At 61.8% G+C, this 24,739-nt stretch carries 26 protein-coding genes; 11 read left to right on the top strand and 15 right to left on the bottom strand.

The window, feature by feature from the left end:
* Positions 1–7 precede the first annotated feature (7 nt).
* Both HWX91_RS06615 and HWX91_RS06610 read left to right on the top strand, forming a co-directional pair.
* Positions 8–763: a Mut7-C RNAse domain-containing protein gene (locus HWX91_RS06615; RefSeq protein ID WP_028198588.1), complete on the top strand. Its 756-nt coding sequence runs from the start codon at positions 8–10 to the stop codon at positions 761–763.
* A gap of 137 nt (positions 764–900) precedes the next feature.
* Entirely contained in the window at positions 901–1,179 is a 279-nt protein-coding gene (locus HWX91_RS06610) for a hypothetical protein (protein WP_028198587.1), read from the top strand.
* Between the two features lie 156 nt (positions 1,180–1,335).
* Here HWX91_RS06610 and HWX91_RS06605 read toward each other — a convergent pair whose 3' ends face one another.
* The 4 genes from HWX91_RS06605 to HWX91_RS06590 all read right to left on the bottom strand — a co-directional run bounded on the left by HWX91_RS06605 (position 1,336) and on the right by HWX91_RS06590 (position 4,660).
* Positions 1,336–1,548, bottom strand: coding sequence for a hypothetical protein (locus HWX91_RS06605; RefSeq protein ID WP_028198586.1), 213 nt, complete (start codon positions 1,546–1,548; stop codon positions 1,336–1,338).
* A 226-nt stretch (positions 1,549–1,774) separates the two neighbouring features.
* Entirely contained in the window at positions 1,775–2,527 is a 753-nt protein-coding gene (locus HWX91_RS06600; protein ID WP_028198585.1) for an IclR family transcriptional regulator domain-containing protein, read from the bottom strand.
* Positions 2,528–2,655: 128 nt separating this feature from the next.
* The gene (locus HWX91_RS06595) at positions 2,656–3,834 is read right to left on the bottom strand and encodes an SDR family oxidoreductase (protein WP_028198584.1); all 1,179 of its coding nucleotides are present in this window, start codon (positions 3,832–3,834) and stop codon (positions 2,656–2,658) included.
* A 79-nt stretch (positions 3,835–3,913) separates the two neighbouring features.
* Positions 3,914–4,660, bottom strand: coding sequence for a MipA/OmpV family protein (locus HWX91_RS06590; protein ID WP_028198583.1), 747 nt, complete (start codon positions 4,658–4,660; stop codon positions 3,914–3,916).
* A 201-nt stretch (positions 4,661–4,861) separates the two neighbouring features.
* Here HWX91_RS06590 and HWX91_RS06585 point away from each other — a divergent pair, with 201 nt between their 5' ends.
* From HWX91_RS06585 to HWX91_RS06575, 3 genes are read left to right on the top strand one after another with little or no spacing between them, the layout of a single operon-like run.
* Positions 4,862–5,587 carry a response regulator gene (locus HWX91_RS06585; RefSeq protein ID WP_028198582.1) on the top strand — a complete coding sequence of 242 codons (726 nt, stop codon included), beginning with the start codon at positions 4,862–4,864 and terminating at the stop codon, positions 5,585–5,587.
* Complete coding sequence (locus HWX91_RS06580; protein ID WP_042276068.1) at positions 5,588–7,003, top strand: ATP-binding protein; 1,416 nt, start codon at positions 5,588–5,590, stop codon at positions 7,001–7,003. It begins immediately after the preceding gene.
* A gap of 44 nt (positions 7,004–7,047) precedes the next feature.
* Positions 7,048–7,983, top strand: coding sequence for a DMT family transporter (locus HWX91_RS06575; protein ID WP_028198581.1), 936 nt, complete (start codon positions 7,048–7,050; stop codon positions 7,981–7,983).
* 15 nt (positions 7,984–7,998) lie between these two features.
* On the opposite strand, the gene HWX91_RS06570 is transcribed toward HWX91_RS06575, so the two are convergent.
* The 6 genes from HWX91_RS06570 to HWX91_RS06545 form a co-directional block, all read right to left on the bottom strand.
* Complete coding sequence (locus HWX91_RS06570; protein ID WP_028198580.1) at positions 7,999–8,250, bottom strand: hypothetical protein; 252 nt, start codon at positions 8,248–8,250, stop codon at positions 7,999–8,001.
* A 751-nt stretch (positions 8,251–9,001) separates the two neighbouring features.
* On the bottom strand, positions 9,002–9,706 hold the full coding sequence (locus HWX91_RS06565; protein WP_028198579.1) for a DUF2242 domain-containing protein: 705 nt from the start codon (positions 9,704–9,706) through the stop codon (positions 9,002–9,004).
* A 177-nt stretch (positions 9,707–9,883) separates the two neighbouring features.
* Complete coding sequence (locus tag HWX91_RS06560) at positions 9,884–10,552, bottom strand: lytic transglycosylase domain-containing protein (protein ID WP_028198578.1); 669 nt, start codon at positions 10,550–10,552, stop codon at positions 9,884–9,886.
* A gap of 123 nt (positions 10,553–10,675) precedes the next feature.
* Complete coding sequence (locus tag HWX91_RS06555; protein ID WP_028198577.1) at positions 10,676–11,950, bottom strand: cytochrome-c peroxidase; 1,275 nt, start codon at positions 11,948–11,950, stop codon at positions 10,676–10,678.
* Positions 11,951–11,958: 8 nt separating this feature from the next.
* On the bottom strand, positions 11,959–13,188 hold the full coding sequence (locus HWX91_RS06550; protein ID WP_028198576.1) for an alkaline phosphatase family protein: 1,230 nt from the start codon (positions 13,186–13,188) through the stop codon (positions 11,959–11,961).
* 148 nt (positions 13,189–13,336) lie between these two features.
* The gene (locus HWX91_RS06545; protein ID WP_244144001.1) at positions 13,337–14,320 is read right to left on the bottom strand and encodes a helix-turn-helix transcriptional regulator; all 984 of its coding nucleotides are present in this window, start codon (positions 14,318–14,320) and stop codon (positions 13,337–13,339) included.
* A 107-nt stretch (positions 14,321–14,427) separates the two neighbouring features.
* Here HWX91_RS06545 and HWX91_RS06540 point away from each other — a divergent pair, with 107 nt between their 5' ends.
* The 4 genes from HWX91_RS06540 (at position 14,428) to HWX91_RS06525 (ending at position 17,098) form a co-directional block, all read left to right on the top strand.
* Positions 14,428–15,078, top strand: a complete 651-nt coding sequence (locus HWX91_RS06540; protein WP_028198574.1) for a glutathione S-transferase family protein — start codon at positions 14,428–14,430, stop codon at positions 15,076–15,078.
* A 195-nt stretch (positions 15,079–15,273) separates the two neighbouring features.
* The gene (locus tag HWX91_RS06535; protein WP_028198573.1) at positions 15,274–15,534 is read left to right on the top strand and encodes a DUF6723 family protein; all 261 of its coding nucleotides are present in this window, start codon (positions 15,274–15,276) and stop codon (positions 15,532–15,534) included.
* A gap of 85 nt (positions 15,535–15,619) precedes the next feature.
* Positions 15,620–16,213 (top strand): hypothetical protein, encoded by a 594-nt coding sequence (locus HWX91_RS06530; protein WP_028198572.1) that lies wholly within the window; start codon positions 15,620–15,622, stop codon positions 16,211–16,213.
* 186 nt (positions 16,214–16,399) lie between these two features.
* The gene (locus HWX91_RS06525) at positions 16,400–17,098 is read left to right on the top strand and encodes a hypothetical protein (protein ID WP_028198571.1); all 699 of its coding nucleotides are present in this window, start codon (positions 16,400–16,402) and stop codon (positions 17,096–17,098) included.
* Positions 17,099–17,182: 84 nt separating this feature from the next.
* On the opposite strand, the gene glmS is transcribed toward HWX91_RS06525, so the two are convergent.
* The 5 genes from glmS to HWX91_RS06500 form a co-directional block, all read right to left on the bottom strand.
* Entirely contained in the window at positions 17,183–19,000 is a 1,818-nt protein-coding gene (gene glmS, locus HWX91_RS06520) for a glutamine--fructose-6-phosphate transaminase (isomerizing) (protein WP_028198570.1), read from the bottom strand.
* A 60-nt stretch (positions 19,001–19,060) separates the two neighbouring features.
* Positions 19,061–20,422 carry a bifunctional UDP-N-acetylglucosamine diphosphorylase/glucosamine-1-phosphate N-acetyltransferase GlmU gene (glmU, locus tag HWX91_RS06515; protein ID WP_028198569.1) on the bottom strand — a complete coding sequence of 454 codons (1,362 nt, stop codon included), beginning with the start codon at positions 20,420–20,422 and terminating at the stop codon, positions 19,061–19,063.
* Positions 20,423–20,556: 134 nt separating this feature from the next.
* Positions 20,557–21,555 carry a tRNA 2-thiocytidine(32) synthetase TtcA gene (gene ttcA / locus HWX91_RS06510; RefSeq protein ID WP_028198568.1) on the bottom strand — a complete coding sequence of 333 codons (999 nt, stop codon included), beginning with the start codon at positions 21,553–21,555 and terminating at the stop codon, positions 20,557–20,559.
* 3 nt (positions 21,556–21,558) lie between these two features.
* Positions 21,559–21,954, bottom strand: a complete 396-nt coding sequence (locus tag HWX91_RS06505; protein WP_028198567.1) for a dihydroneopterin aldolase — start codon at positions 21,952–21,954, stop codon at positions 21,559–21,561.
* A gap of 98 nt (positions 21,955–22,052) precedes the next feature.
* Complete coding sequence (locus HWX91_RS06500; protein WP_028198566.1) at positions 22,053–22,871, bottom strand: SDR family oxidoreductase; 819 nt, start codon at positions 22,869–22,871, stop codon at positions 22,053–22,055.
* Between the two features lie 13 nt (positions 22,872–22,884).
* On the opposite strand from HWX91_RS06500, the gene HWX91_RS06495 reads away from it, so the two are divergent.
* Positions 22,885–24,075, top strand: a complete 1,191-nt coding sequence (locus HWX91_RS06495; protein WP_028198565.1) for a class I SAM-dependent methyltransferase — start codon at positions 22,885–22,887, stop codon at positions 24,073–24,075.
* A gap of 22 nt (positions 24,076–24,097) precedes the next feature.
* The gene (locus tag HWX91_RS06490) at positions 24,098–24,292 is read left to right on the top strand and encodes a DUF2905 domain-containing protein (RefSeq protein ID WP_028198564.1); all 195 of its coding nucleotides are present in this window, start codon (positions 24,098–24,100) and stop codon (positions 24,290–24,292) included.
* Positions 24,293–24,739 lie beyond the last annotated feature (447 nt).

Here is a 24,739-nt window from a genome sequence, read left to right as displayed (position 1 = left end):
TGACGCGATGGTCACCGCGACATTCCGCTTCTATGAGGAGCTGAACGATTTTCTCGCCCGGCCCCTGCGCCGGCGCGCGTTCAGTTGCGCCTGCGCGCACGGCGCCACCGCTAAACATATGATCGAAGTGCTCGGGGTGCCGCACACCGAGGTCGAACTGATTCTGGTGAACGGTGAGTCGGTTGGTTTCAATCATCCGCTATCCGACGGCGATCGCATCTCCGTTTATCCGAAGTTTGAATCGCTGGACATCCAGCCGCTATTGCGCGTGCGCGAGCATCCGCTGCGCGTGGTGCGCTTCATTGCCGATGCGCATCTAGGCGGTCTCGCCCCGCTGCTGCGGCTAGCCGGCTTCGATACGCTCTACGACAACCACTATCCCGACGCCGATATCGAAGCGCTCGCTGCCGCCCAGCAACGCATCGTTCTCACACGCGACCGCGAGCTATTGAAACGCCGCGCCATCACGCATGGCTGCTACGTCCGCACGCTGCGGCCGCGCGAACAATTACGCGAAGTGTTTGAAAGGCTGGATCTGGCCGGCAGCGCGCAACCGTTCCGTTTGTGTCTGATGTGCAATGCGCCGCTGCGGCGTATCGCCAAAGATGAGGTCGGCGACCGCGCGCCCGACGGCGTGCTCGAACGGCACAACCAGTTCGTCACCTGCGACGTGTGCCGGCGGGTGTTCTGGGAAGGCACGCACTGGCAACGCATGCGCGCTTTGATGGACAGCGTGGCGGGCGCGCCCGAACGGCCCGCCTGAACAACGCGCAACGCCTCAAATTCCTCGCCGTCCGAGCCGCGCTCGGGCGCCGCTTACCCGCGCAATCGCCACCGTTAGCTCCACGCGCGGCGCGATGCGTACAATGCGGGATTACTTATCTGGCAGAGGCCTTCCGTATGGCGATGAAAAAAACCGACCTTGAGAAGAACAAGGCACTCAAGCTGAACAATGCAATGAAACTGTCGACCGCCGAGCGCTTCGGCAAAGCCGCTGCCGCCGAGCCAAAGCTGGATCGCCGTGAACAGCGCAAGCTCGACCAGGCCCAAGGGCTCGTCGCGTTCGCCTGCAAGCTGAATGGCGACCTCGTCACGGAGCTGAAAGAGCGCGCCGCCACCCATCCGGAAGGCATGACCGGCCTGCTCAACGAGGTTATCAAGCGCGGCCTTGCGGACTGAACTGCGGCCAATACCCGCCGTTCAAGACAAAAAGGCCAGAGCAGAAGCTCTGGCCTTTTTGCTGGCGGTATTCGACCGGCGCCGCGCTGCACCCGCCGGCTAGCGGCAGGCGCAGGCAAACCGGCAGGGTTCGCCCGACAAAACCAAGCGAAATGCTTAGTTTGCCGCGCCCTTGTCGTTCGTGCCAGCTGCCGAAGCGGCCGACGAAACCGCAGCGCGCTTACCGTGCGTCTTCAGCTTCTTGATGTGGTGCTTCTTCGGCGTGCTAGCTGCAGCAGCCGGCGCTGCTGCGTCCGATGCCTGTGCGAAAGCTTGAACGGAGACCAGCGCGATCGATGCGGCTGCGAGCGAGACGATGAATTTTTTCATGTGTTGTTCCCCAAACCTGGACGACTGAGTCAAATTGAATGAAATAGCTTAACGGTGAAGCAGACGGCGCTCGAGGCCCCTTCCCGCTCCCCGCGGGAGAGTATTACGCAGTGTATGCGGTTTGTCATGCGCAAAAGTCGATATGTATTTTCCGGGAGACAGCTTGCTTTCGATATGCTTTCACTCATTAAGCAGACCATATCAGGGAGATTACCTAGTGCTGCATTCAGATCAGGTTTCTAAGCAGACTCGCGGTTTCCTGGAGGGTCGGCAGCACCCGATGCAACGCGGCGTTCGCTGACTCCTGGCCGATCGGCATACTCACGCTAATCGCCGCCACAACCGAGCCGTGCCGGTCCCGCAACGGTACCGCGACGCCACGCATACCCAGTTCCAGTTGCTGATCGGTGACGACATAACCGTCGCGGCGAATTTCGCCCAGCACTTCGCGCAAGCGTTCGACGGTCGAATACGTATGCGGCGTGAATACCTTGATCGGATAGGACGCCAGCCACTGCTCGATGCTTTCCGGCGCCTGGAACGCCAGCAGGACCAAACCCGCGGACGACAGCGGCGCGCTCGCCCGCGAGCCCAGCACGAAGCCGACCGCCATCGCCCGGTTCACGCCATTGCGCGCGACGTACACCACGTCGTGTTCGTCGAGAATCGCGACCAGCGCCGTCTCCTGCAAGGTTGCGGTGATGCGCTGGAGAAATGGTTGCACGGTGCGCGGCAAGCGCGCCGAATCCAGATACGACTGACCGAGCCGCAATACCCGCGGCGCGAGCCAGAACAGCTTGCCGTCGGTGTCTACGTAGCCGAGTTCGCGCAGCGTCAGCAGGTAGCGGCGCGCCGCGGTGCGCGAAAGCCCGGCGCGCGTGGCCACCATGGTCGGCGTCATACGTGCGTGCTCTTCGTCGAATGCTTCGATGATCGCCAGCGCCTTGGCGGCGCCGGCGATCCAGTCTTTCTCGTCCATTGTGTCTGCCTGAAAATCCGTCGCCGGCATGAGTCGATGGTAAGTCCATGGTGTCCTGAGTCACCCGGGCGTTGCGCGAATCTCGCGCGAATCGCTCACTGTATCGCCGGTAGTGACCTGGTGAGGGTCTATTTGAAATCCCAGCGCATCTGCTCGGCAATCCCCACCCCGCGCGAGGTCCGCACGCATTCGCTCACGTAGTCCGTGAACGGCAGCGGCTCGAAGCCGATCTCGTCGCGCAGGCGACGGTTGTCGAACGTGTAGTCCAGCTCCGCGAAACCGGCGTACAGACGCAGCGCATGTTCGAGCAGACGGCCGCTGCCGCAACGGTCACGGCCCACTACCTCGCGCGCGATCCTGCCGAAGTCGCCCACGCGGCACATCGAATAGCGGCGCCCGGAGACGCCGGTGGCTTCGTCCATGGCGCTGATGATCTGACCGATGGTCGGCGCTTCCGAACCCGCCGACACGTGATACGTATCGAACGCCAGCGACGGCTTCATTGCCAGCAGCGCGAGCGCGCGCGCGCAATCGTCGGCGGACACCACGTCGATGCGGTTCATTGCCCGTGCCGTGAAGCGCCGCGCGGTGTGCACCACGCGAAACACCCAGAAAATGCTGGCCGAAGGCAGTGTGCCGAGCACCGTATGACCGACTACGATCGACGGCCGCACCACGACCAGCGGCAGATTCGGATACATGCTGCGCAGCAGGCGTTCGACTTCGCGTTTGCTTTGCGTGTACGGCACGAGGTGGCGGGTTTCACCATAGCCGAACGAAGATTCCTGCACATTCGCGCCACATTGCGTGCCGCACGCCATCGCCGTGCTCACGTGCAGAAAACGCCGCAGCTTTTTGCTGCCGACAAAACGCGACACGAAACGCAAAGTATCGTGCACATTCGTATCGAGCACTTGAGGATGTGTCGAAAACGATGCAAGCGCCGCGCAATTGATCACGTGCGATGCTCTGGCGAGCCGCGCCAGATCGATTTCCGAAAACTCGCTGCCGAGTTCGCCCACCATCACGTTGGCTTCCGTGATTCGCTGTGCACGAGCGTGCGGCAGCCCGCAACGCACGGCCGCAGCGCGCAGCCGCGCGAGCGCATCGGCCACGCTGGCGCCGCGCACCAGACACACCATGCGTTCGACCAGCCCGGCATTAACCAGGGTCACCAGCAGATTGCCGCCGATAAAACCAGTCGCACCGGTCAGCAGCATGCTGTCGACGCCAATCGCCTGCGCGCGCGCCGACGAAATCATGCTGTCCTGCCACGCGTTGGACAGAGGGGTTTGCCATGCAAACATCGCGAGCTCCTTGCAAGGAAGTCAGATCGTCGAGAGAGTTGATCCGCACAACCGACCAACAGCCGCGTCGACACGCGCATCAATAGCGATACGTCAGCGCCGTGATCGCGAAGTAGTTGTTCTTCGACTGCACAATCGGGCTGTTCGCCGACGCACCGAGCAGGCGCGTCACGCCGCCTTCGGTATGCACCGACCAACGCGGCGAAAAACTGTAGGTCCAGGCCGCCGACACCTTCGCGCTGTCGAACCCGCCCTTCACTGCATAGGGCTGAAAGCGGCTCGTGCTCGCCTGCGCATCGGTCACGCCGAAAAAGGTCTGCGTATAGCGGCCGCTACCGGCATGCACGCTGCCCGTGATGCTGATTTCGTTGTCGACGGTTTGCAGCACCGGCACCGTCAGATCGATGTGCCCGCTCGTACCGCGGCTCGTGTGCGTCACCGGTTGATCCAGCGTGATGCTGACGGTCGACGGACCAAACAGATGCGCGCCGAGCTGTACGGACACCATCACCGAGCCCGGAATCTTGCCCATGCCCTTCAGGTAGTCGGAGCCCGGCAAATCGGCACGATTGCTGTCGGTGCGGCCGAAGTCATAGCTGAGCGCCGCGGATGCAAACAGCCCGTTGGCGAAGGTGTGCTTGTAACCGAGGCCGTCCGTCGGGCTCAAAAAGATGCCGTTGCTGAACTCCGCGGCGATCAACGGCGCAACAAACGGGCGGTAGTCGCGGCTACCCTGATAGCGCGGCGCCACACCGCCGGCCAGCGAAAACATATAGAAATTCTCAGCGTAAGCGATCGACGAGCAGGTCAGGCCAAGCAGCGGAATACACAGATAAGAGAGGCGTTTGCGCACGATCAGGACTTTTTATTTGGAACGGAAGCCGCAGTCTAGGGACCCCGCCGTGCCACGTCTGTCCTGAAGTTGGGAGAATGTGTGCGCAATTGTGTTCAAGTGTTCGCGAATGTTCGCGACGTATCCCCTCGCGGCACGCGCGGATAGAATCGGCGCCTGATAGTGGAGACCCATATGAACGACGCCCCTCTTAAGACCAGCGTGCTGCTGATCGAGGACGACGATCGCCTCGCGCAGTTGATCGGGGAATATCTGAACAGCTACGAATTCAATGTGACAATCGTGCGACGCGGCGACACCGCCGTGGCTGCCGTGCGCGAGCACAACCCGGCGCTGGTGATTCTCGACCTGATGCTGCCGAACATGGACGGCATGGAGGTCTGCCGGCGAATCCGCAGTTTTTCGCGCGTGCCCGTGCTGATCCTGACGGCACGCGTCGACGTATTCGATCAGATCGCCGGACTGGAAACCGGTGCCGACGACTACGTCATCAAGCCGATCGAGCCGCGTGTGCTGGTCGCCCGCGCCCGCGCGTTGTTGCGCCGCGCGCAGCCGGCCGAAAGTGCGGAGCCGTCCACGCAGGACGGCACGCTGAGCTTCGGTGAACTGGTGATCTCGCCGCCCGATCGCGCCGTGAGTTGGCGCGGCCAGCCGGTCGAGCTGAAGACCGCCGAGTACAACCTGCTGCTGATCCTTGCGCGCGCAGCCGGCACCGTACTAAGCCGCGACGACATTCTCAGGCAGCTGCGCGGCATCGAATTCGACGGCCTCGATCGTACCGTCGACGCCGGGATCTCACGGCTGCGCCGGCGTTTCGAAGATGCGTCGCCCGAGCCGCACAAAATCAAGACGATCTGGGGCCGCGGTTATCTGTTTAGTCCTTCGGCATGGGAGGAATGAATGCTCCGCTCCCTGATCCGGCTGTATCTGATCGTTCTGATCGGTGGCGGTCTCACCATTGCGTTCATCAACATCTCATTCTCGCAACTGTTCCATGAGCGAGTCACACAAACCGAGCGCGACACGGACCGTACGTACGCATTCGTACTCGACGATTACTTGCAACGACACGCGGGCCCGGAACGCGCTGCGGCGCTCGAGGAACTGAAAAAACACGGCGCCCAGGACTTCAGGCTGATGACGACCGACGAGGTCAAACCGCTGGTCGGCGAGCGTCAATGGCGCGAGTTGCGCGCTGGCAAGCTGGTGTTGAACGACGACGCCACGAGTTACTACCTGCCGCTGTCGGATGGCACCGTCGTCAATTCGCGCCGCTACGAGGCCACCACCGTCGAGATTCAGGCATTCGCGTATGCGCTGGTCGCGCTCGCCACGCTGCTTTCAGTGGTCGTGTGGGTGCTCTATCACTGGCGCGAGTTGCGCAAGCTCGAAGCCGCGGCGCGCGCGTTCGGCGCCGGCAATCTGTCGACCCGCGCACAGTTGTCGAAGAAATCGAACATCTACGACTTGTCGCAACAGTTCAACGAAATGGCTCAGCAGATCGAAGCGTCGATCCTGCATCAACGTGAAATGATGCACGGCATTTCACACGAACTGAAGACGCCGCTAGCGCGGCTCGAATTCGGCCTTGCGCTGTTGCAGTCGCCGGAGTCGCCCGAGCGTCAGCGCGAAAGGCAAATGGCACTGCGCAAAGACGTGCGCGAACTCGACGAACTCGTCACCGAACTGCTGACTTTGAGCCGCCTGGAACAAGGCGACGGGCATCGGCTGCTGATGCGGGTGTCGGTGAATGAGTTGCTCGACAGCGTGGCCGCGAGCATGGCCAACGACGTCGCCGATCGCTCGCTGACGCTTTCGGTCAGCATGGCGGGCATGTCCCCCGCGGGTACGGGCGCCGCCGTTGCGCCTGCCGGCCGCGCTCCGGTTTCTCGTATGCCGGTTGCCCGTACGCCCACGTATCATGTCTGCGACCCCAAACTGGTTGCGCGCGCGTTGCTGAATCTGTTGCGCAACAGTACCCGCTACGCGCGGCAGGCGATTTCGCTGAGCGCGGCCGCTGGCGCGGCGGGCGCACTGGTATTGATCGTCGAGGACGACGGTCCAGGTATTCCGCTTGCCGAGCGCAACCGCATATTCGAACCGTTTCACCGGCTCGACTCCAGCCGTGACCGGCACACCGGCGGCTTTGGCCTTGGCCTCGCGATCGTGCTGCGCGTCGCGCTGGTTCATGGCGGCGACGTGCGGCTCGAAGAAGCGGCCTCGGGTGGCGCGCGTTTTGTCGTCACCTTGCCCGCGTTACCATTGCCGGTGCCGGTAAAGGGGTCCGTGCCGCAAGACGCCGTGCATCACGGTTAAGTCGAGAGCGCCTCGTTAAGACAACCTGATTCGAAAAACAGCCTTTGAAACCCGACACACGCCAACACCTGCGCGCCAATCTGTTGATGCTGATCGCGGCCATGATCTGGGGCTCCGCGTTCGTCGCGCAACGTCTGAGCCTCGATACGATCGGACCGTTTCTGTTTACCGGGCTGCGTTTCCTGCTCGGCGCGCTGGTCGTGCTGGCCCTGATCGTTTGCGTGCGGCGCTCCGCGCTGGCGGAATTGTCGAAACGCGAACCCGGCGGCGCACGCGAACTGCTCGGTGCGGGTGTGTTGCTCGGTGTCGTGCTGTCCGCGTCGATTTCGTTGCAGCAGATCGGCTTGCAATACACGAAGGTCGCCAACGCCGGTTTTATCAGTTCGTTGTATGTGGTGATCGTGCCGCTGCTTGGCGTGCTGTTTCGTCATCGAACGGGATTCGGCACGTGGCTCGGTGCGACGCTAGCCGCGATCGGCATGTACTTTCTGAGTGTCAACGAGCACTTCTCGATCCTGTATGGCGACTGGTATCAGCTTGCCGGCGCCCTGGTGATTTCCGTGCAGATGATGCTGGTCGGCCGCTTCGCGCTGCGGCACGACACGCTCATATTGGCGCTCGTGCAGTTCGTGACTTGCGGGGTCGTGTGTCTGGCCATCGGTCTCGCGATCGAGCCGCTCAGTCTTGTGGTGCTCGAGCGCGCCGCGCCGACGATTCTGTACGGCGGTGCGCTATCGGTGGGCGTCGCCTATACGATTCAGGTGGTCGCGCAAAAACACGCGGCGCCCTCGCATGCCGCGGTGATTTTCAGTATGGAGGGCGTTTTTGCCGCGTTCGCCGGCTGGCTCGTGCTCGGCGAAACACTGTCGGCGCGTGCGCTGTTCGGATGCGCACTCACGCTCACCGGTTTGATCGTGTGCCAACTGATGCCCGCCCGGCGCCCCGCGAGCGAGCGTAATCGCTTGCCTCATGCTTCGTGAGGGTTTAGCCCGTCATCAAGCAGCAAGTGGCTGCGTGAAAAGCTTGGGCGTATCGGCAGTGGGCGGAAACACACACCAGCAGCCGTCGTCGTGACGAAAGAAAAATAGACCGCGCGATCCGGCCTCGGGAGAGGTTTCCACGCGTACATAACGCCTGCCGCCAAGACGGGTGCGGCTGAACTCAGTAACGCGAACCGGAGCGGACGGTTCAGGCGCCAGCCATTTCTCGACCAGAAAACGCAGCGATTGTTCGCTTGCCGCTCTCATGATCCGCTCCGGACCGGTTTGTCGTGATTCGCCTCGTGTGCGGCGTCGTTGCTTTCGTCGCTATCGGTACTGTCCTCGTCATGCTCGGAGGATGCGAGGGATATGGCCCGGTTAGTAGCCGCCGCCCGCAGCGTCGTGCAGTGGCTGGCATGTCTGATATCTGAAAGAAGACGGACTAGCTGTCGTGCTGTTCTACGTTTCATCGCACACCCCCGCACTGCACCAATAACCTCAGAAAACACTTTAACTCTATGCCTGGATAGGGCGTTGCCGAAATGGTTTTGACTAAATAGCAACAGTTGCGCTTGCAAAAACATACACGCAATCTTTGTACCTTCCAGCCTCAATGTGCGCGCCTCGCGAGGCCCGGTCTGTACGGTGGCGAGCGAATGTCAAAGCATGCCCGGATACGCGAGTTATCCACAATTGCCTATGAATAACTTCGGGATATCGCGTCGGACAGCCTGTGCGCGAAATCTTGATAAGACGCGGTGCGAGGCAAGCTGCGTCAAAGTTATCCCGACTTTGTAGTTTTTCTACAGACGTGTTCCGCAGGGTTATGGTTTCTGCATGACTCTGATGTGACAGGGAATTGGAGAGTTATCCACAGAAGGGGTTAACCCTTGTTAACTATTACTACATATATATACGTGTGAAGTAAAAGACATAGGATAAGTACTGCCACGTGATGAGATCAAAGGCTGATCAGCCCTTGATCAGTCTGAACCTGGCAAGGTTCGATGGCCATGGTTCACGGCGCCACGCTGGCTCCGCTTGCCGGTTGCACCATCGCGGCAGCAGCTTTGTCGATTGCATCGGGCATCTCAGGAAGAAGTGCCGGAGCCGGCGCTTCGAGCTGCACCGGAACCGGCACCGGCAAAATGCGCGTCTCGATGCGGTTGCTCACAACCGGCTGCGTGCGCACCACCGTCTGCAAATAGTGATCGACGAGGCCAAAGAAGCGATCGTAGAACTTGCCCGACGGAATCGTCTCGCTCGAAATCTTGACCATCGCGTCGTTGTTCGAGCGGATCGGCAACGACAGCGAACCCAGCACGCTCAGCCCGACGCTCGCCGACGTATCGCTTTTCTTCAGCGCAAAACCGTTTTGCACCGCGTTGACGTAGACGATGCTCGTATCGCTCGCCTCTTCTCCCGGCGTGCACACCACGTGAAATTCGACAACGATGTGGGTATCGCCCGTCGGCTGGAAGTTTTTCGTTCCGTCGACGGTATCGGTGCGCGTCATCGTCGTCAGATAGCCCTGGCTCAACAGCGCGCGGCGCGCAGCCTCGCACGTATCCGTAGTGCTCGAGTTGAAGTTTCGGGCGTAAGGGCTTGCGCCTGTTTCGAACAATTCCTGCTGGAATTTTGGCTGAGGCGCGCTGCTGCAAGCGGCAAGTGCTAGCAGGCCGGCAAGCGAAACGGCGGTGGTTCTGGAAAACGAGGTGAACATGGTCGATCGAAAAAGGCGCAGCGTGAGCTCAGATGGAAATGCATTGTAGAGCGGTTGCCAGGCGTGCGTAAAAAGCGCGCAGCGCTTGCCCCCGCGCAGCCGGGCATGGCGTGACAGTTCGATCCGCAGCTTCAGTGCGGACGCATGACAAAGAGGAAAATCAGGGAGAGCGACTGCTCAGTGCGGCGTGGCAGGCGATGCGCTTTGCAGCGTCGGCGCGCCGTTCACTCCGGCGGCGTTCGTGGCATTCGTAGCAGTCGTTGTGTTGCCGGCCGGTATCGTGAAAGCGTCGGCCCAGTTTTCCGGTGCCGGACAACGATCGGCCTCGCACATGCCCGTTTGTGCGCTCAGATGCGATGCGACCTCCTGAGGCGCGGCGACGCCGGCGAAATCTTCCACGCGCAAGTTCACTTTCCTTGCGTACGCCTGCGATCCGCCGTAGCTCTTGAGCGCCGCGTTCATGTCGCCGTTTGCCGAGCGCATGTAGCCGTAGAGGATTGCCGAACCCATGTCGATGTTAGTGGTCGGCTCGGTGAGGTCCTTGACGTTTCTCAGCATCCCGCGATGGGCGCCCGGCACCACCTGCATCAGCCCGGTCGCGCCATTGGGACCCTTGGCCTTTTCCTTGAAGCGCGATTCGATCGAGATGATCGCCAGCAGCAGCGCCGGCGGCAGTGAATATTTCGATGCAGCGGACTGTACCGCGTCGGAAATCTTTTGAGCCTTTTCCTTTGCCAGCCCGAATTTCTGCGTCAGATACGCGGACATGCGGTCATTGGTTTCGTCGGCCGTGGCGGTTTGCATCAGGCCGAGCGAAAGCACGATCAGGCAAAGTAACCGGCTCATAACGGGGACGGAAAAGAAAAGGGATCCGCGCATTATATCCCTGCTCGAAAAAGAGGCATCAAACCGGCGAAAATCGTCTGATGAAAAGCAACCGTTGGATACGCCTGCTGTTGCCGGCAGTTGCTACTTCGACTGCTTCGGTTTCAACACGTAATCGTCGTTCAGCGTCGCGAGGAAAGCAGCGACGTCGTCGATATCCTGCTCCGACCACACGGGACGCTCGCCCGCTTTACGCGTAAGCGGTTCATCGGTCGTGTCGACATTCACCCGCAGCGCAACCGGCAGGTCGTTGAATTTATCGACCTTGCCGTGCGCGTCTTTCGGATACCACTTCGCCGGGTTGGTGTCGCGCTGCACGTAAAAACGCAGCGCGTCCTTCAGCGTATGGAAGCGGCCGTTGTGGAAGAACACCTGGCGCGTCGCCGTGTTACGCAGCGACACCGACTTGAAGAGTCCGCAGTTGCTTTTGTCGCCCGACTGATCGGTGCGCAACGGTCCACACAATCCCATATCGAAGTACTTCGGGTCCGCGTTCGCACGCAACTCCGGATTGCGCGGCACGCCGAGCGCCTGGAAGTTGAAGTCGGTGAAAAGCGGATGCGAGCCGTCGACACCCACCTGGTCGATGTGGCAGGAGGCGCAATTGCCGCCCGTCGGATTGTCGAACAGTTTTTTGCCTCTCAATTCCTGTGCCGTTAGTTGCACTTTTCCATCGAGGTAATAATCGAACTTGCTGGTGTACGGATGGAAGCTCGGGTCTTCAAGCTCGAAACGCTCGATTGCAGCCATCGCCTGGGCGAACGCTTTCGTGCGGTCCACGAAAATGTTCTGGCCAAACACTTCCCTGAAACGGGCGGCATACGGCGCCCGCTCCAGTTTCGCGAGGACGGCTGCCGGGTCCCGGTTGGCCATCTCGTCGGGATTGAACAGCGGGAAGCTCGCCTGATCGTGCAACTGGTTAAAACGTCCGTCCCTGCCGAAGCCGCCAACCGGCGCGTTGTCCGTCTCGCTCAGCCGCTCGGACAGGCTGGCCGCCTGCGCATGACTCCACATCGGCGTACGGTTCAGCACGTAACGCAGGCTCGGCACGGCGCGCGTGCCTTGCCGGCGCATGTCGGGGCCGCCCAGTTGCGCGGCCAGCCCGTCAGGCGGGCCGTACGCATGCGACGGACTATGGCAACTCGCACAGGACATCTTGCCCGAGGCCGACAACGACGCATCGAAGAACATCAGCTTGCCGAGCGCCGCCGCATCGCTGTAGACAGGCTGCGCGCCGGCCACCGCTGGCACAGGTGCGGCCACGGCCGCGAACGGCAGCCATGCGGCGCCAATCAGCGCTGCGAGCGCCGCCCATCGTGCGGCCGTGCGCCCGGTGAATCGTGTTGCAAAGAACCGCATCTGATCGCTTACAGGTTCGTGAAGATGTCGTTGCCGAACCCGACCAGGCCGGCCTGCCCCGCGTAGCCCAGATAACCCAGCTGGAAGATGTCTTCAATGCTCTTGAGCATCGAGTAATGGTTGTACTGCACCGTCGACACCGTACCCGGCTTGATGAACTTCGAAATCATCACCGCGCCGGTCTGGTCGCCGCCGAAGCTCTGCTTGGTCAGATTGATCGTCAAGCCCTTGTACGACAGCGACGAAGTCTGCGGGAACGCCGGCAGATTCGGACCGGGCTGCTGACTGCAGCAGGTCGAGCCGGCGAAGATCAGATCCTCGCCGGATGCCGACTGCGTGACGGTTGCGTAACTGCTTTCGTCGAAGTTGATGATCAGCAGGCCGTCCTTCTGGAATGCCGGCGAGGCGGTAATAATCGGCACCCACTTCTGCAGGAACGTGTTCGCGCTCGTCAGGCCGCCCGGCTGGCCGTTCACGCACGGCGAATCGTGACCGTCGTCGCACAGGTTCGGCGTGATCAGGTTGAAGTTGGCGGTGGTCGAGATCGACTGCAGGTCGGTGGTGAGCCTGTTCAGGTTCACGACGTTCTGGCCGCAGCCGGGTGAGTCGATGATCGAATGGAAGTACATGAACGGGTTGTGACGCGTCGCGTACTGATCGCCCAATGGCACGGCCGCGCTCGGCGCTTCTGCCGACTGGGTCAGGTCGGTCGTGTTGAGCGTCGGGTGGCCGCAGGTGGCGGCTTCGCGCGTCGGGTCGTTGCCCATATCACCCTCGTAGCCCTTCCAGGTGTAGCCGGCAGCCGTCAACTGGTCCGGCAACGTCTTGATGCTGGCTGGGTACACGCAGCCCGAGCCGATCGCCTGACCGTCCTGTGTCATGCCGGTGAGCTTGTAGTCCTGATAGGTGATGCAGTCGTTGTCGGTTTCCGGCGTCGGCGCCTGACCGCTGATCATCGAGATGTAGTTGTCGAGGCTCACGTGCCCGGTGCCGTAGTACTGCTGCACCAACGCGCCTTGCGAAGCCAGCGTCTGCGACAGATACGGCGCCTTGCTATTGGCGCCGAACGTGGTCGCGTAGTTTTCGTTTTCGAGCGTGATGACGAAGACATGGCGGATCTGCTGCTGCCCGGTCGGCGCAATCGACGAGGACGACGAGCCGCACGCCGCGACGATAATACCGACTAAGGCCGCACAAACGACCATGAAGAAAGCACGCAACCCGCTGCGCTGTGACATGTTTTGCCCTTGGGGATTAGAGTTTTATTCGCGGGCACACTCTAGGTAGCGTGTGTGACGAAGACGTGAATCGCGCCGCATCCTCGCGATATGCCGGCCATTCAACGCCGCATATAAGGGTGACCACGCTAGTGGTGACCGCTCACCCTCATTGCATGTAGCGGCGGTGCAAAGCAGCCGCCACTTCGGCGAAATGAGCGCGCAATTCGGGCGGCGCCAGCACCTCAGCCTCGGTGCCGAAGCGCAGCAGTTCCGCACAGGCCTGTCTGATGGAGCCAACTGGCAATGTGACCAGACACCAGCCGTCGACCGGGTCCGGCTCGCCGATTTTCGCGCCTGAACGGGCGAACGGCGAAACAAAGGCGTCGAGCATCTTCATGCCCCACGGCGACAGGCGCAAAGTTGCCTCGCTCGAATGCATCTCTTCGGATAGACGCTGAGTGCTGTCTTGCCAGTAGGTGGCCAGATCGAAGGTGGCCGGCCGCTCGAAAGTCTCGTCCAGCATGCTCAATTCAAGAATGCGCGAAATACGATAGATGCGCTTGTCCGTGCCGACCCGCCCAACCACGTACCACGCCCCGCTTTTCAGCACGATGCCGAGCGGTTCGATCCGGCGAAATTTTTCGGCCTTCCAGCTCTGGTAACGAATCTGCAGCGGATGCTGCTCCCACACCGCGTTGGCAATCAGCGGCAGGTTCGCGGGCTGGTCCGCATCGGCGAACCAACCCGGGGCGTCGAGGTGGAAACGCGAGCGCATGCGCTCGGCAGTTGAGCGCAATTCGGCCGGCAGCGCGGCCAGCAACTTGGTTTGCGCGCCAGCCATCACCGCGCCGAGACCGAGCGCCTGCACCGGGCCGGGCAAGCCCGCGAGGAACAACGCCTCGGCTTCCTGCGACGACATGCCGTTCAAACGCGTGCGATATCCGTCGAGCAGACGGTAGCCGCCTTCCGCACCACGCTCACTGTGGACAGGGACGCCTGCGGCGCTTAAGGCGTCGATGTCGCGATAGATCGTGCGCAGCGAGACCGCGCATTCGTCGGCGAGCGACTGCGCGGTCACGCGTCCGCGCGCCTGCAAGGTCATCAGGATGGAAAGGAGGCGGCTGGCTCTCATACCCGCAAGTGTAGTCATACCTGACACAAACTGACAGGTATGGGCGTCTAGCATGGAGCCATCCAGCCAACGCCAAATGGACGCTGGTTTTTTCTCCGCGACACTTACCCAGAAAGGCTCCCACCATGACCACCGACCGCACGATCACACTGTTTCACTCACCGCAATGCCGCTCCGTCAGCGCGCTCACGCTGCTCGAAGAACTCGGCGTCCCGTATCAGTTGAAGGTGTTGAACATGAAGGCCGGTGAGCAACGCAGGGCACCGTATCTCGCGATCAATCCGCTGGGCAAAGTGCCGGCCATCCTGCACGGTGATGCGCTGATTACCGAACAGGTCGCCATCTTCATCTATCTGGCGGATCTGTTTCCCGAAGCGGGCCTCGCACCGGCGCTCGACGATCCGTCGCGCGGCCCGTATCTGCGTTGGCTGGTCTACTACGCCGCATGCTACGAACCGGCGCTGGTCGACAAGGCGATGAAGCGCGAGCCGGCGCCGCTTGCCACGTCGCCGTATGGCGACTTCGATTCGATGCTCGGCACTTTGACGAGTCAGTTGCAGGCGTCACCGTATCTGCTCGGGGACAGGATGTCGGCTGCGGACATCTTGTGGGGCATCGCGCTTCACTGGGGGATGATGTTCAAGCTGGTGCCTGAGACGCCGGTCGTGGTCGACTATGCGAGCCGCATTTGCTCACGGCCGAGCTTCGTCAAGGTGAACGCGCGGGATGTTGAGCTGGCGGCCGAGCATGAGGCGGCGTTGAAGGCCGCAGGATGATGCCGACTGCAGCGCCGATCGTTGCGATCCAGGATGCGGAACGCACGTCGTGGCCGGCCGGCTGATACGGGCATCCGGTTCGATGCGCCGGGATTTGAGACAATGGGGCTGCCGGTGAGTATCTTCCCGGGACAACCGGGCGTGCCTCGACCTTTCAGAAAGTGCCGGCCCATTGAACAAGAGATGTTTTCAGGTATGAGCAAGACCGCATTCATTCCGAGCGTTCCCGCGACGTCGGAGGACGACTTTGAAGTATCCGCGACGTCGAAACTGGCCGGTTACCGGCGCTTTTTCGGCGTGCTGAAAGTGGTTCGAACCACCGACGGCCGCGTGCTGTTCCCGTTCGACGGCGCACCGGAACTCGGACCCTACGCCACCAAATTGGAAGCCATCGCGGCGGCACAGGTGTACGGTGAGCACATCGTGACCAGTGACCTGGCGCGTCCGGAGTTGTGAGCGCAAGGGTATGGCTGGCTTCGGCTTGATCGCTTAGGTTCGTGACCCGGCTTCGCCGCAGAGCGGGTCACTTCGGGAGCAACGAATGACTCGTCTATGCAAGGCGCGCTCATCGGCGATGGTTGTATGGAGTGCGGCTGCGCTGATCGCCGCTTTCTGCCGATCCGGCTTCACTCAGGAGGGCAACGCTTACGCCACCGGTCAAACGGCACTCGGAAAAGCCGAGGTCGTCCACGCCCAGGTCCGTGTCGTGGCGATCCACCCCGACACCAACAGCGTCACGCTGCGAGGCTCGCATGGACGCCTGGCGGATGTCGATGTGAACCCCCAGGTGGCCGATGTCAGAAAACTGCGGGTTGGCGACAAGCTGAACATCGCATACCAGCAGGCGCTGCTGCTTCACATCGACAAGGTGACGGCGCGAGGCGTTCGTGAACGCATCGAAACAACCGTGGCGATACCGGCTTCAGCAGGATACGCATCGTCGGCACATCGGGTGCAGATTATCGCGACGGTGTTGAAGATCGACCGCAGGAGCCGGATGGTGACGCTACGCGGGCCGAAGCATCAGCAGGTGCTGAGGGCCGCGGCGAGCATTCCGCTCGATGAGTTGAAAGTCGGTGATAGCGTGCGGGCGGAGTTCGTTTCGGCGGCCGCGGTGGAGGTGGTGAGGGAATGAGCAGTTTCAGCGACCGGCATTTACGACAACGTCCTGATTGTGCAACCAGATGCCGAGCTGGATTTCCTCTCAGGCCCATTTTGTGCTCCACCTCCGCGAACGCCGAGATTTTTCCCGAATGGTAAAACCTCACGACCGAGCCAATACGGCTATTGCAAAAACGGCCATCAAACTTCAGGGGGATTGGTGCATCTGAGACGATATTGGGCCTTATTGCTGACGATGACAGCGCTTGGTTCGTCCGCGGCGTGGGCAAGCGATATTCAGTGTGCGACCACGCGCCAACCGGCGGAGCGCGTGATATGCGACCACGCCATCCTGAACAACGAATACGACGATATCTCCGCGCAGCAGCAGGCTCTCCTGAACAGCGGCAAACTCTCGCCCGGACAGCTCGCCCAGTGGCGGCAATCGCGCAATGCCTGTAGCGACGTCCACTGCATCGACACCGTATTCGCGCAGTGGAAGACGATGGCGAGGTCGGTCGAAACCGGCTCCCGCGCGGCAATGGCACCGGCTATAGCTTCGGCTACCGGCATGGCGCTTGTCGGACCCGCTTCGGAAGCCATCACCCTTCCCGCGTCACAAGCCTTGCCCACCTCAGAAGCGTCTCTGGTACGCCAGGGGAGTGCCGCCGGCGTTGCGCTTCCGAAACCCGTGGAGACTCAGGCTTCTTCGCCAACGGTCGCCTCGGCTCCTTCGGGCGCGAGTGAATCGCATGGCACGTCTGGCATGAGCGCGGGCCTGCTGGTGGCCTTGATGGTGGCCCTGATGGCGGCCCTGATTGCTGCGGTTGGATTCGGCGTTCTTTTTCAGCGCCGAAAGAGGAACGGTGGAAGCGCCGAGCAACGACCAGGTCATGCGCGCGACGAGGGCAAGCCTTGAGCGCAAAACATTGAAGGGTGACGAGCGCGGCGATGCAGTCTTGTGATTTTCAGTGGATCGCCGCGCCGGTCACCGCACTAAACTTCACTCCACCGTCACCGATTTCGCCAGGTTCCGCGGCTTATCCACATCCGTCCCACGCGCACAAGCCGTGTGATAAGCCAGCAACTGCAGCGGCACCACGTGCAGAATCGGCGACAGCAAACCGTAGTGCTCCGGCATCCGGATCACATGCAGACCCTCGTCGTTCACGATCTTCGTATCCGCATCCGCGAACACATAAAGCTCGCCACCGCGTGCGCGTACTTCCTGAATATTCGACTTCAGCTTCTCCAGCAGCGCGTCATTCGGCGCCACCGTCACTACCGGCATCGCTTCCGTCACGAGCGCCAGCGGTCCGTGCTTCAGCTCACCGGCCGGATACGCTTCCGCGTGGATATAGGAAATCTCCTTGAGCTTCAGCGCGCCCTCGAGCGCGATCGGATAATGCAGGCCGCGCCCGAGGAACAACGCGTGCTCCTTGCGCGAAAACTCTTCCGACCACGCGATGATCTGCGGCTCCAGCGCCAGCACGCTATTCAACGCTGCCGGCAAGTGGCGCAACTGTTTCAGATACTCGGTTTCCTGCTCAGCGCTCACCTGTCCACGCAACTTGCCAAGGGTCGCGGCCAGCACAAACAGCGCAACCAGTTGGGTCGTGAATGCCTTCGTGGACGCCACGCCGATCTCGCGACCCGCATGGGTCAGGAACGACAACGCTGTCTGACGCACCATCGCACTCGTGCCGACATTGCACACCGACAGCGTATGTTTATGTCCCAGCGCCTGCGCATGCTTGAGCGCGGCCAGCGTGTCAGCCGTTTCGCCCGACTGCGAGATCACCACCACCAGCGACTTCGGATTCGGCACCGACTCGCGGTAGCGATACTCGCTGGCAATTTCCACCTGGGTCGGAATCTTCGCGACCGACTCGAGCCAGTACTTCGCGGTCAGCCCCGAGTAGTAGCTCGTGCCGCAGGCCAGAATCAGCAGGTTGTCGATCTCGGCGAACACCTGGTCGGCACCTTCGCCGAAGAGCGACGCATCGAACGAATCGGCTTGCGGGATCGTGTCGGTAATCGCACGCGGCTGCTCGAAGATTTCCTTCTGCATGAAGTGACGGTACGGGCCGAGTTCGACCGCGCCGCCATATGCCGCGACCTGACGCACTTCGCGCTGCGCCTCGTAGCCGTCGCGATCGGCGATCCGCACGCCCTCGAGCGACAGTTCGCAGACGTCGCCTTCCTCGAGGAAGATGAAGCGTTCGGTGCTGCCGGCAAGCGCCAGTGCATCCGAAGCGAGGAAGTTCTCACCGTTGCCGAGTCCTACCACCAACGGCGAGCCTTGCCGCGCGCCGACCACCGTATGCGGCTGGTCCTTGTGCAGCACGGCGATCGCGTACGCACCGTGCAATTGCCCGACGGCTTCACGCACCGACGCGAACAGGTCGCCGCGATACAGGCTATGAATCAGGTGGGCAATAACCTCTGTATCGGTCTGCGAGACAAACTCGTAACCCTTGCCCCGCAGCATTTCCCGCAGTGATTCGTAATTTTCGATGATGCCGTTGTGTACCAACGCGAGCGCATCTCTCGAGAAAATCGGATGGGCGTTGTCGGTTACCGGCGCACCGTGCGTCGCCCAGCGCGTATGCGCGATGCCCGTGATGCCTTCAAGGTGGCTTTCGTGCACCTGCGCGTCCAGATCGGCGACGCGCGCGACGCTGCGGGCACGACGCGGCCCGCTCTCGCCGAGAACGGCCACGCCGCAGGAGTCGTAGCCGCGATACTCGAGGCGACGCAGCCCTTCGATCAGAACGGGAACGATATTACGTTGCGCAACCGCGCCAACAATCCCACACATGGCTTATTCCTTTTCAGTGCTGGGTTTCAGGGAGCACGCTCCGCGCGCGCGTCACGCCCATCAGCTTTTCTTCTTGACCGGGCGTACGTAGCCCGGCTTGCTTGTTTGAGTCTTATCGTTCAGGACCAGCATGCCTTCTTCGACATCTTTCCAGACCGTTGTCCCCGCGGCGATCGTCACGCCGCGTTTCACCCGCACGGGCGCCACGAGTTGCGTATCGGAGCCGACGAACACGTCGTCTTCGACGATCGTGCGGAATTTGTTTGCGCCGTCGTAGTTACAGGTGATGGTACCCGCGCCGATATTCACGCGCGCGCCGATATCCGCGTCGCCGATATACGTTAGATGGTTCGCCTTCGAGCCATGACCCAGCACCGCGTTTTTCACTTCGACGAAGTTGCCGACGTGCGATTCGTCCTGCAACTGCGCGCCCGGACGCAGCCGGGCGTAGGGGCCGAGCACGACGTTCGCACCGACTTCGGCGCCTTCGATGTGCGTGAACGCGTCGACGCGCGTACCGGCGCCGATCGTTGCATTGCGGATTACACAGTTCGGCCCGATCGTCACGTTGTCGGCCAGGATGACGCGGCCTTCGAACACACAGTTCACATCGATCGAGACGTCACGGCCGCATTCGAGCGTGCCGCGCACGTCGAGCCGCGCCGGGTCGGCAAGCGTCACGCCCGCAACCAGCAACGCCTCGGCGACATTGTGCTGATGAATCCGTTCGAGTTCGGCAAGCTGCTGCTTGCTATTCACGCCTAGTGTTTCCCACTCGTCGTCAGGCTGAGTGGTAACGACTTCGAGCCCTGCCTCGATTGCCATTTCGACCGCGTCGGTCAGGTAAAACTCGCCTTGCGCGTTGTCGTTTTTCAACGCCGCGAGCCAGCCGCCCAGGCGTTCGGTCGGCGCGACGATGATGCCGGTGTTGATCTCGGCGATCTTGAGCTGCTCGGGCGTTGCGTCTTTCTGCTCGACGATGCGCGACACCTTGCCGTGCTGATCGCGCACGATGCGGCCATAGCCGCTGGGGTCGGCGAGTGTGACGGTAAGCACGCCGTAGCCGCCCTGCCCTGCATGGTCGGTCAGCGCCCGCAGCGTGCTGGCGCGCGTGAGCGGCACGTCGCCGTACAGCACCAGCGTGGGTTCGGATGGATCGAGCAAGGGCAGCGCCTGCTGTACCGCGTGGCCCGTGCCGAGCTGCTGCTCCTGCGCGGCGAACTGGACATCTGGCGCAGCTACCGCTTGACGCACGGCGTCGGCGCCATGACCGACCACCACCACCAGCCGCGTGGGCTTGAGCGCGCGGGCCGTCTCGATGACGTGAGCGAGGAGTGGCCGGCCAGCCAGCGGATGGAGCACCTTGGGAAGCGCGGACCGCATGCGCTTACCGGTGCCTGCCGCCAAAATCACGATGTTCATGGCGTCGGCAATCAGACGAGTTTGGAGCCGACGATTCTATCATGCAGGCCATAACGAAAAAGGCCGCTCACGCGGCCTGGCTACCCTGCTGAATCGGCCGGAAACCTCTGATTTCCGGACACTTCACGGCCTGATCACAGATCGTCGAACTGAACGATCGAGATCGGTTTCGATCCGTTGAACGTTGCGCCTTCGGCGGCATCGGTCGAGCACGGCTCCTCGTCGAAGGCAATATCACCTTGGGGATCCGCCTCGCCGCTTGCGCGCAGGCCGGCGAACGGGAACAGCTTGTGATCCATCAGGTGCGACGGCACGATGTTCGACAACGCGTTGAACATATTTTCGACACGGCCCGGGAAGCGCTTCTCCCAATCGCGGATCAGCGCCTTCATTTCCGCGCGTTTCAGGTTCGGCTGACTGCCGCACAGATTGCAGGGAATGATCGGAAATTCGCGCAACTCCGCGTACTTTTCCAGATCGGTTTCCTTCACGTAGGCGAGCGGGCGGATCACGATATTCTTGCCGTCGTCCGATTGCAGCTTGGGCGGCATGCCCTTCAGCTTGCCGCCGTAGAACAGGTTCAGCAGCAGCGTTTGCAGGATGTCGTCGCGATGGTGGCCAAGCGCGATCTTGGTCGCGCCCAGTTCGCCCGCCACGCGATACAGAATGCCGCGACGCAGCCGCGAGCACAGTGAGCAGGTGGTCTTGCCCTCCGGCACCAGCCGCTTGACGATGCTGTACGTGTCCTGATTCTCGATGTGAAACGGAATGTCGAGCTGTTTCAGGTACTCCGGCAGCACGTGCTCCGGAAACCCCGGCTGTTTCTGGTCGAGATTCACCGCGACGATGTCGAAGTTGATCGGCGCGCGTTCGCGCAGCCGCATCAGGATTTCGAGCATCGCGTAGCTGTCCTTGCCGCCCGACAGGCAGACCATCACCTTGTCGCCGTCCTCGATCATGTTGAAGTCGCCGATCGCCTCACCGACCTGGCGGGCGAGGCGCTTGAACAGCTTGTTGTTCTCGTAGGCTTCTTTCTGCTCGCGGCGCGTAAGCGGTGTTTTACCCGCGGGCGCGTGCGCGGCCTCGGCCGCCTCAGGGGCCGCGGCGCCGTTCAGGATTTCCTGAGCGTTCATGGCTCAATCCTCTTTGATACGAAAGACTTCGACGCCCACCGCGTCGCAGTCGGGATAAACGTCCGGCTTTTCGGTCGACACGCACACGGCGCGCACCTGCGGATGATCGAGCAGCGCCTTGACGAGGTCGTCGCAGAGGGTTTCCTGCAGATGAATATGACCTTGTTCGACGCGGCGCGCGATGGTCGAGCGCATGAAGTCGTAATCGACGACTTCGTGCAATTTATCCTGCACCGGCGTGGACAACGCGAGCGGCACGAACAGTTCGACGTTGATCACGACGCGCTGTTCGCCGCGCTTTTCGAAATCGTGCACGCCGATGTTGATGTGCACTTCGTAATTGCGCAGAAAGAGCCGGCGGCAGTCGGCGAGCCGGGGGTGCGAAAGAGCGGCAAACATGTTCGTTCCAGTCGAAAAAAGCGTGCGGGGCACGCAAAGGGACGCTGCAACACGCGTGCGGACCGCCGGCCAGAGCCGGCAACTCGCACGCGCGCCAGTCAGGCGCCCGTCAAAAACATTACGTCGCGCGGCAGCGGCACAAGGTGCTGCCCGCCGTCGACTACCAGCGTCGTTCCGGTGACGCCCGCTGCATCGGCGAGATACAGCGCGGCGGCGACAATATCCTCCGGCCGCGACGCGCGGCCCAAAGGCGTAGTACGGTGAGCGGCTTCAAAATCGGCCGGCGTCTGGTCGCCGGATTGCATTGTCAGACCGGGGGCGAGCCCGACCACGCGCACTTTCGGCGCCAACGCCTGCGCGAGCGCAACCGTCGCTGTCTGCAACGCTGCTTTTGACAGCGTGTAGGACAGGTAGTCCGGATTCATGTTGTACAGCTTCTGGTCCAGCACATTGATGACCACGCCGCGCTGGCTTTCGTCGGTGCGCGCGGTGTCCGGCGTGAGTTCGAACAGCATGCGCGCCAACACGAGCGGCGCGCCGAGATTCATTGCCGTTAGCTTCAGCAGCAGCTCGTAACCGACGTTGAGCGCCGTATCTTCCTCGAAGCGCGACGCGTTGTTCACAATACACGAGGGCCGGCCCAGCGCGGCCATACAGGCGGGCAAAAGCTGCCCGACCTGGGCCTCGTCGCTCAATTCCGCGTGCAAAGCCACCGCCCGGCGCCCCAAAGCGACGATTTCAGCGACCACCTGGTCGGCCTCCTCCCGCGACGCGCCGTAGTGGACTGCCACGTCCCAGCCACGCGCGGCAAAGCCGAGCGCGAGCGAGCGCCCGATGCGGCGGGCGGCGCCGGTAATCAGCACGATGCGCGGCGCTTCGGGCGCGCGGGCGGCGGCGGTATCCAGAGAGGCGGTCATTTACAATGCGGGGATGAATCCGAAAGCTCACCAACCCGATAGTTTACCTGCTCCCGGCCCGAGCGCGCTTGCGCAGTCCGAAGCGCTGGTCGCGCAGCTCCGTTCGGAGCTCGACGCGGCAGGCGGCTGGTTGCCGTTCGACCGCTACATGGAGCGCGCGCTTTACGCGCCGGGGCTCGGCTATTACAGCGGTGGCGCCCGCAAATTCGGTCTGCGCGGCGACGACGGCAGCGACTTCGTGACGGCGCCGGAAATGTCGCCGCTATTCGCATCCACGCTCGCTCGCCCGCTCGCCGAGGCCTTGCAGGCAAGTGGCACGCGCAACGTGATGGAATTCGGCGCCGGCACGGGCAAACTCGCCGCCGGTTTGCTGAATGCGCTCGACGCGCTGGGCGCCGAATTCGACAGCTACTCGATCGTGGATTTGTCAGGCGAATTGCGCGAGCGCCAACGCGAGACGATCGAGGGCGCGGCGCCCGCACTGGCCGCGAAGGTGCGCTGGCTGGACGCGTTGCCGGAGCGATTCGAAGGCGTGGTGATCGGCAACGAGGTGTTGGACGCGATGCCCGTACGGCTGTTCGCCTTCACCGGCGGGAGCTGGCACGAACGTGGCGTGGTGTGGCGGGATGAGGCTTTTGCGTTCGACGACCGTCCCGTATCGGCGGCAGCGGACGTTGCGTTTCTGGCCCAGATCGACACGGCTGGCGAAGACTACGTTACGGAAACGCACGAGGCCGCCGGTGCATTCACGCGAACCGTCTGCACGATGCTCACGCGTGGCGCGGCGTTCTTTATCGACTATGGTTTTCCGCGTCACGAGTATTACCATGAACAGCGTGCGCAGGGCACGTTGATGTGCCATTACCGGCACCGTGCGCATGGCGATCCGTTTGTTTATCCGGGTTTGCAGGACATCACAGCGCACGTGGAGTTTACCGGCATCGCCGAAGCCGGGGTTGAGGCCGGTGCGGACTTGCTGGGGTTCACTTCGCAGGCGCGGTTTTTGTTGAATGCGGGGATTACCGAGGCGTTATCGGCGCTTGATCCAACGGACACGGCGAAGTTTTTGCCGGCGGCGAATGCGGTGCAAAAGTTGTTGTCCGAGGCGGAGATGGGCGAACTGTTCAAAGTGATTGCGTTTTCGCGTGGACTCGACGACACGTTGCAGGCGTTTTCCGGCGGCGACCGGTCACATACGTTGTGATTCTTTGCTTTGAGGATGGGTGATGATCCGCTGGCTGTTGACTACGTTTATCGCGGTGGCGGTGTTGTCGGCCTGCTGGCCGTGGCTCAGGAAGTTTGGAATTGGGCGGATGCCCGGTGATGTTACTTTGCGGCTGTTTGGGCGGGAGTATCCGTTTCCGTTTATGTCGACGCTTGTGGTTTCTATGGTTTTGTCGTTGATTGCCAGGGTTTTGTAGGGGTTTGGTTTTTGCCTGTTCGGCGGGTTTGTTGTTGGGCTGGATTTTGGGCGTTGCCTTGCTGTGTTTGTGGTCTGGTCTGTTGTTGGTCTTTTGGCCTTTCCTTGAATTGTTAGTGGTCTATTAGCGTTGCCCCTGTGCGGGGCGGCACCTACTTTTCTTTGCCTGCCGCAAAGAAAAGTAGGCAAAAGAAAGCGGCTCAAACCGCTAATTTTTAAGCGGGTCCCCCGCACAGTAACGGTAGTGGTGCATCTGGAATTCGTGCCCTCGCGCACTCCGCGTTAGCGACAAGGCGCTCATCAGCTCCCACTCCGCACTGCGTGCGTCGCGGACGGGTCTGCCTGGGAAACCTGGTCGACGCTTTGCATACCTGATGGTTTTTGGAACCGGTTTTCGGCGGCGCAGCGCCGCCGGAGGTATGACTGCCTTGTCACCAGGGCGAAGTGT

This window comes from Paraburkholderia fungorum (assembly GCF_902833645.1).
Lineage (GTDB): Bacteria > Pseudomonadota > Gammaproteobacteria > Burkholderiales > Burkholderiaceae > Paraburkholderia > Paraburkholderia fungorum.
Note: the sequence above shows the minus strand (reverse complement) of the source record. Positions and strands in the feature narration are given on the sequence as shown.

Bases quoted from the DNA above. Each gene is read 5' to 3' on its own strand.
- HWX91_RS06540 (WP_028198574.1), top strand. From the start codon at position 14,428: ATGACCACCGACCGCACGATCACACTGTTTCACTCACCGCAATGCCGC.
- HWX91_RS06505 (WP_028198567.1), bottom strand. From the start codon at position 21,954: ATGTTTGCCGCTCTTTCGCACCCCCGGCTCGCCGACTGCCGCCGGCTC.
- HWX91_RS06600 (WP_028198585.1), bottom strand. From the start codon at position 2,527: ATGGACGAGAAAGACTGGATCGCCGGCGCCGCCAAGGCGCTGGCGATC.
- HWX91_RS06495 (WP_028198565.1), top strand. From the start codon at position 22,885: ATGAATCCGAAAGCTCACCAACCCGATAGTTTACCTGCTCCCGGCCCG.
- HWX91_RS06545 (WP_244144001.1), bottom strand. From the start codon at position 14,320: ATGACTACACTTGCGGGTATGAGAGCCAGCCGCCTCCTTTCCATCCTG.
- glmS (WP_028198570.1), bottom strand. From the start codon at position 19,000: ATGTGTGGGATTGTTGGCGCGGTTGCGCAACGTAATATCGTTCCCGTT.
- HWX91_RS06565 (WP_028198579.1), bottom strand. From the start codon at position 9,706: ATGTTCACCTCGTTTTCCAGAACCACCGCCGTTTCGCTTGCCGGCCTG.
- HWX91_RS06490 (WP_028198564.1), top strand. From the start codon at position 24,098: ATGATCCGCTGGCTGTTGACTACGTTTATCGCGGTGGCGGTGTTGTCG.
- ttcA (WP_028198568.1), bottom strand. From the start codon at position 21,555: ATGAACGCTCAGGAAATCCTGAACGGCGCCGCGGCCCCTGAGGCGGCC.
- HWX91_RS06555 (WP_028198577.1), bottom strand. From the start codon at position 11,950: ATGCGGTTCTTTGCAACACGATTCACCGGGCGCACGGCCGCACGATGG.
- HWX91_RS06585 (WP_028198582.1), top strand. From the start codon at position 4,862: ATGAACGACGCCCCTCTTAAGACCAGCGTGCTGCTGATCGAGGACGAC.
- HWX91_RS06550 (WP_028198576.1), bottom strand. From the start codon at position 13,188: ATGTCACAGCGCAGCGGGTTGCGTGCTTTCTTCATGGTCGTTTGTGCG.
- HWX91_RS06500 (WP_028198566.1), bottom strand. From the start codon at position 22,871: ATGACCGCCTCTCTGGATACCGCCGCCGCCCGCGCGCCCGAAGCGCCG.
- HWX91_RS06570 (WP_028198580.1), bottom strand. From the start codon at position 8,250: ATGAGAGCGGCAAGCGAACAATCGCTGCGTTTTCTGGTCGAGAAATGG.
- glmU (WP_028198569.1), bottom strand. From the start codon at position 20,422: ATGAACATCGTGATTTTGGCGGCAGGCACCGGTAAGCGCATGCGGTCC.
- HWX91_RS06535 (WP_028198573.1), top strand. From the start codon at position 15,274: ATGAGCAAGACCGCATTCATTCCGAGCGTTCCCGCGACGTCGGAGGAC.
- HWX91_RS06580 (WP_042276068.1), top strand. From the start codon at position 5,588: ATGCTCCGCTCCCTGATCCGGCTGTATCTGATCGTTCTGATCGGTGGC.
- HWX91_RS06605 (WP_028198586.1), bottom strand. From the start codon at position 1,548: ATGAAAAAATTCATCGTCTCGCTCGCAGCCGCATCGATCGCGCTGGTC.
- HWX91_RS06530 (WP_028198572.1), top strand. From the start codon at position 15,620: ATGACTCGTCTATGCAAGGCGCGCTCATCGGCGATGGTTGTATGGAGT.
- HWX91_RS06615 (WP_028198588.1), top strand. From the start codon at position 8: ATGGTCACCGCGACATTCCGCTTCTATGAGGAGCTGAACGATTTTCTC.
- HWX91_RS06595 (WP_028198584.1), bottom strand. From the start codon at position 3,834: ATGTTTGCATGGCAAACCCCTCTGTCCAACGCGTGGCAGGACAGCATG.
- HWX91_RS06610 (WP_028198587.1), top strand. From the start codon at position 901: ATGGCGATGAAAAAAACCGACCTTGAGAAGAACAAGGCACTCAAGCTG.
- HWX91_RS06560 (WP_028198578.1), bottom strand. From the start codon at position 10,552: ATGAGCCGGTTACTTTGCCTGATCGTGCTTTCGCTCGGCCTGATGCAA.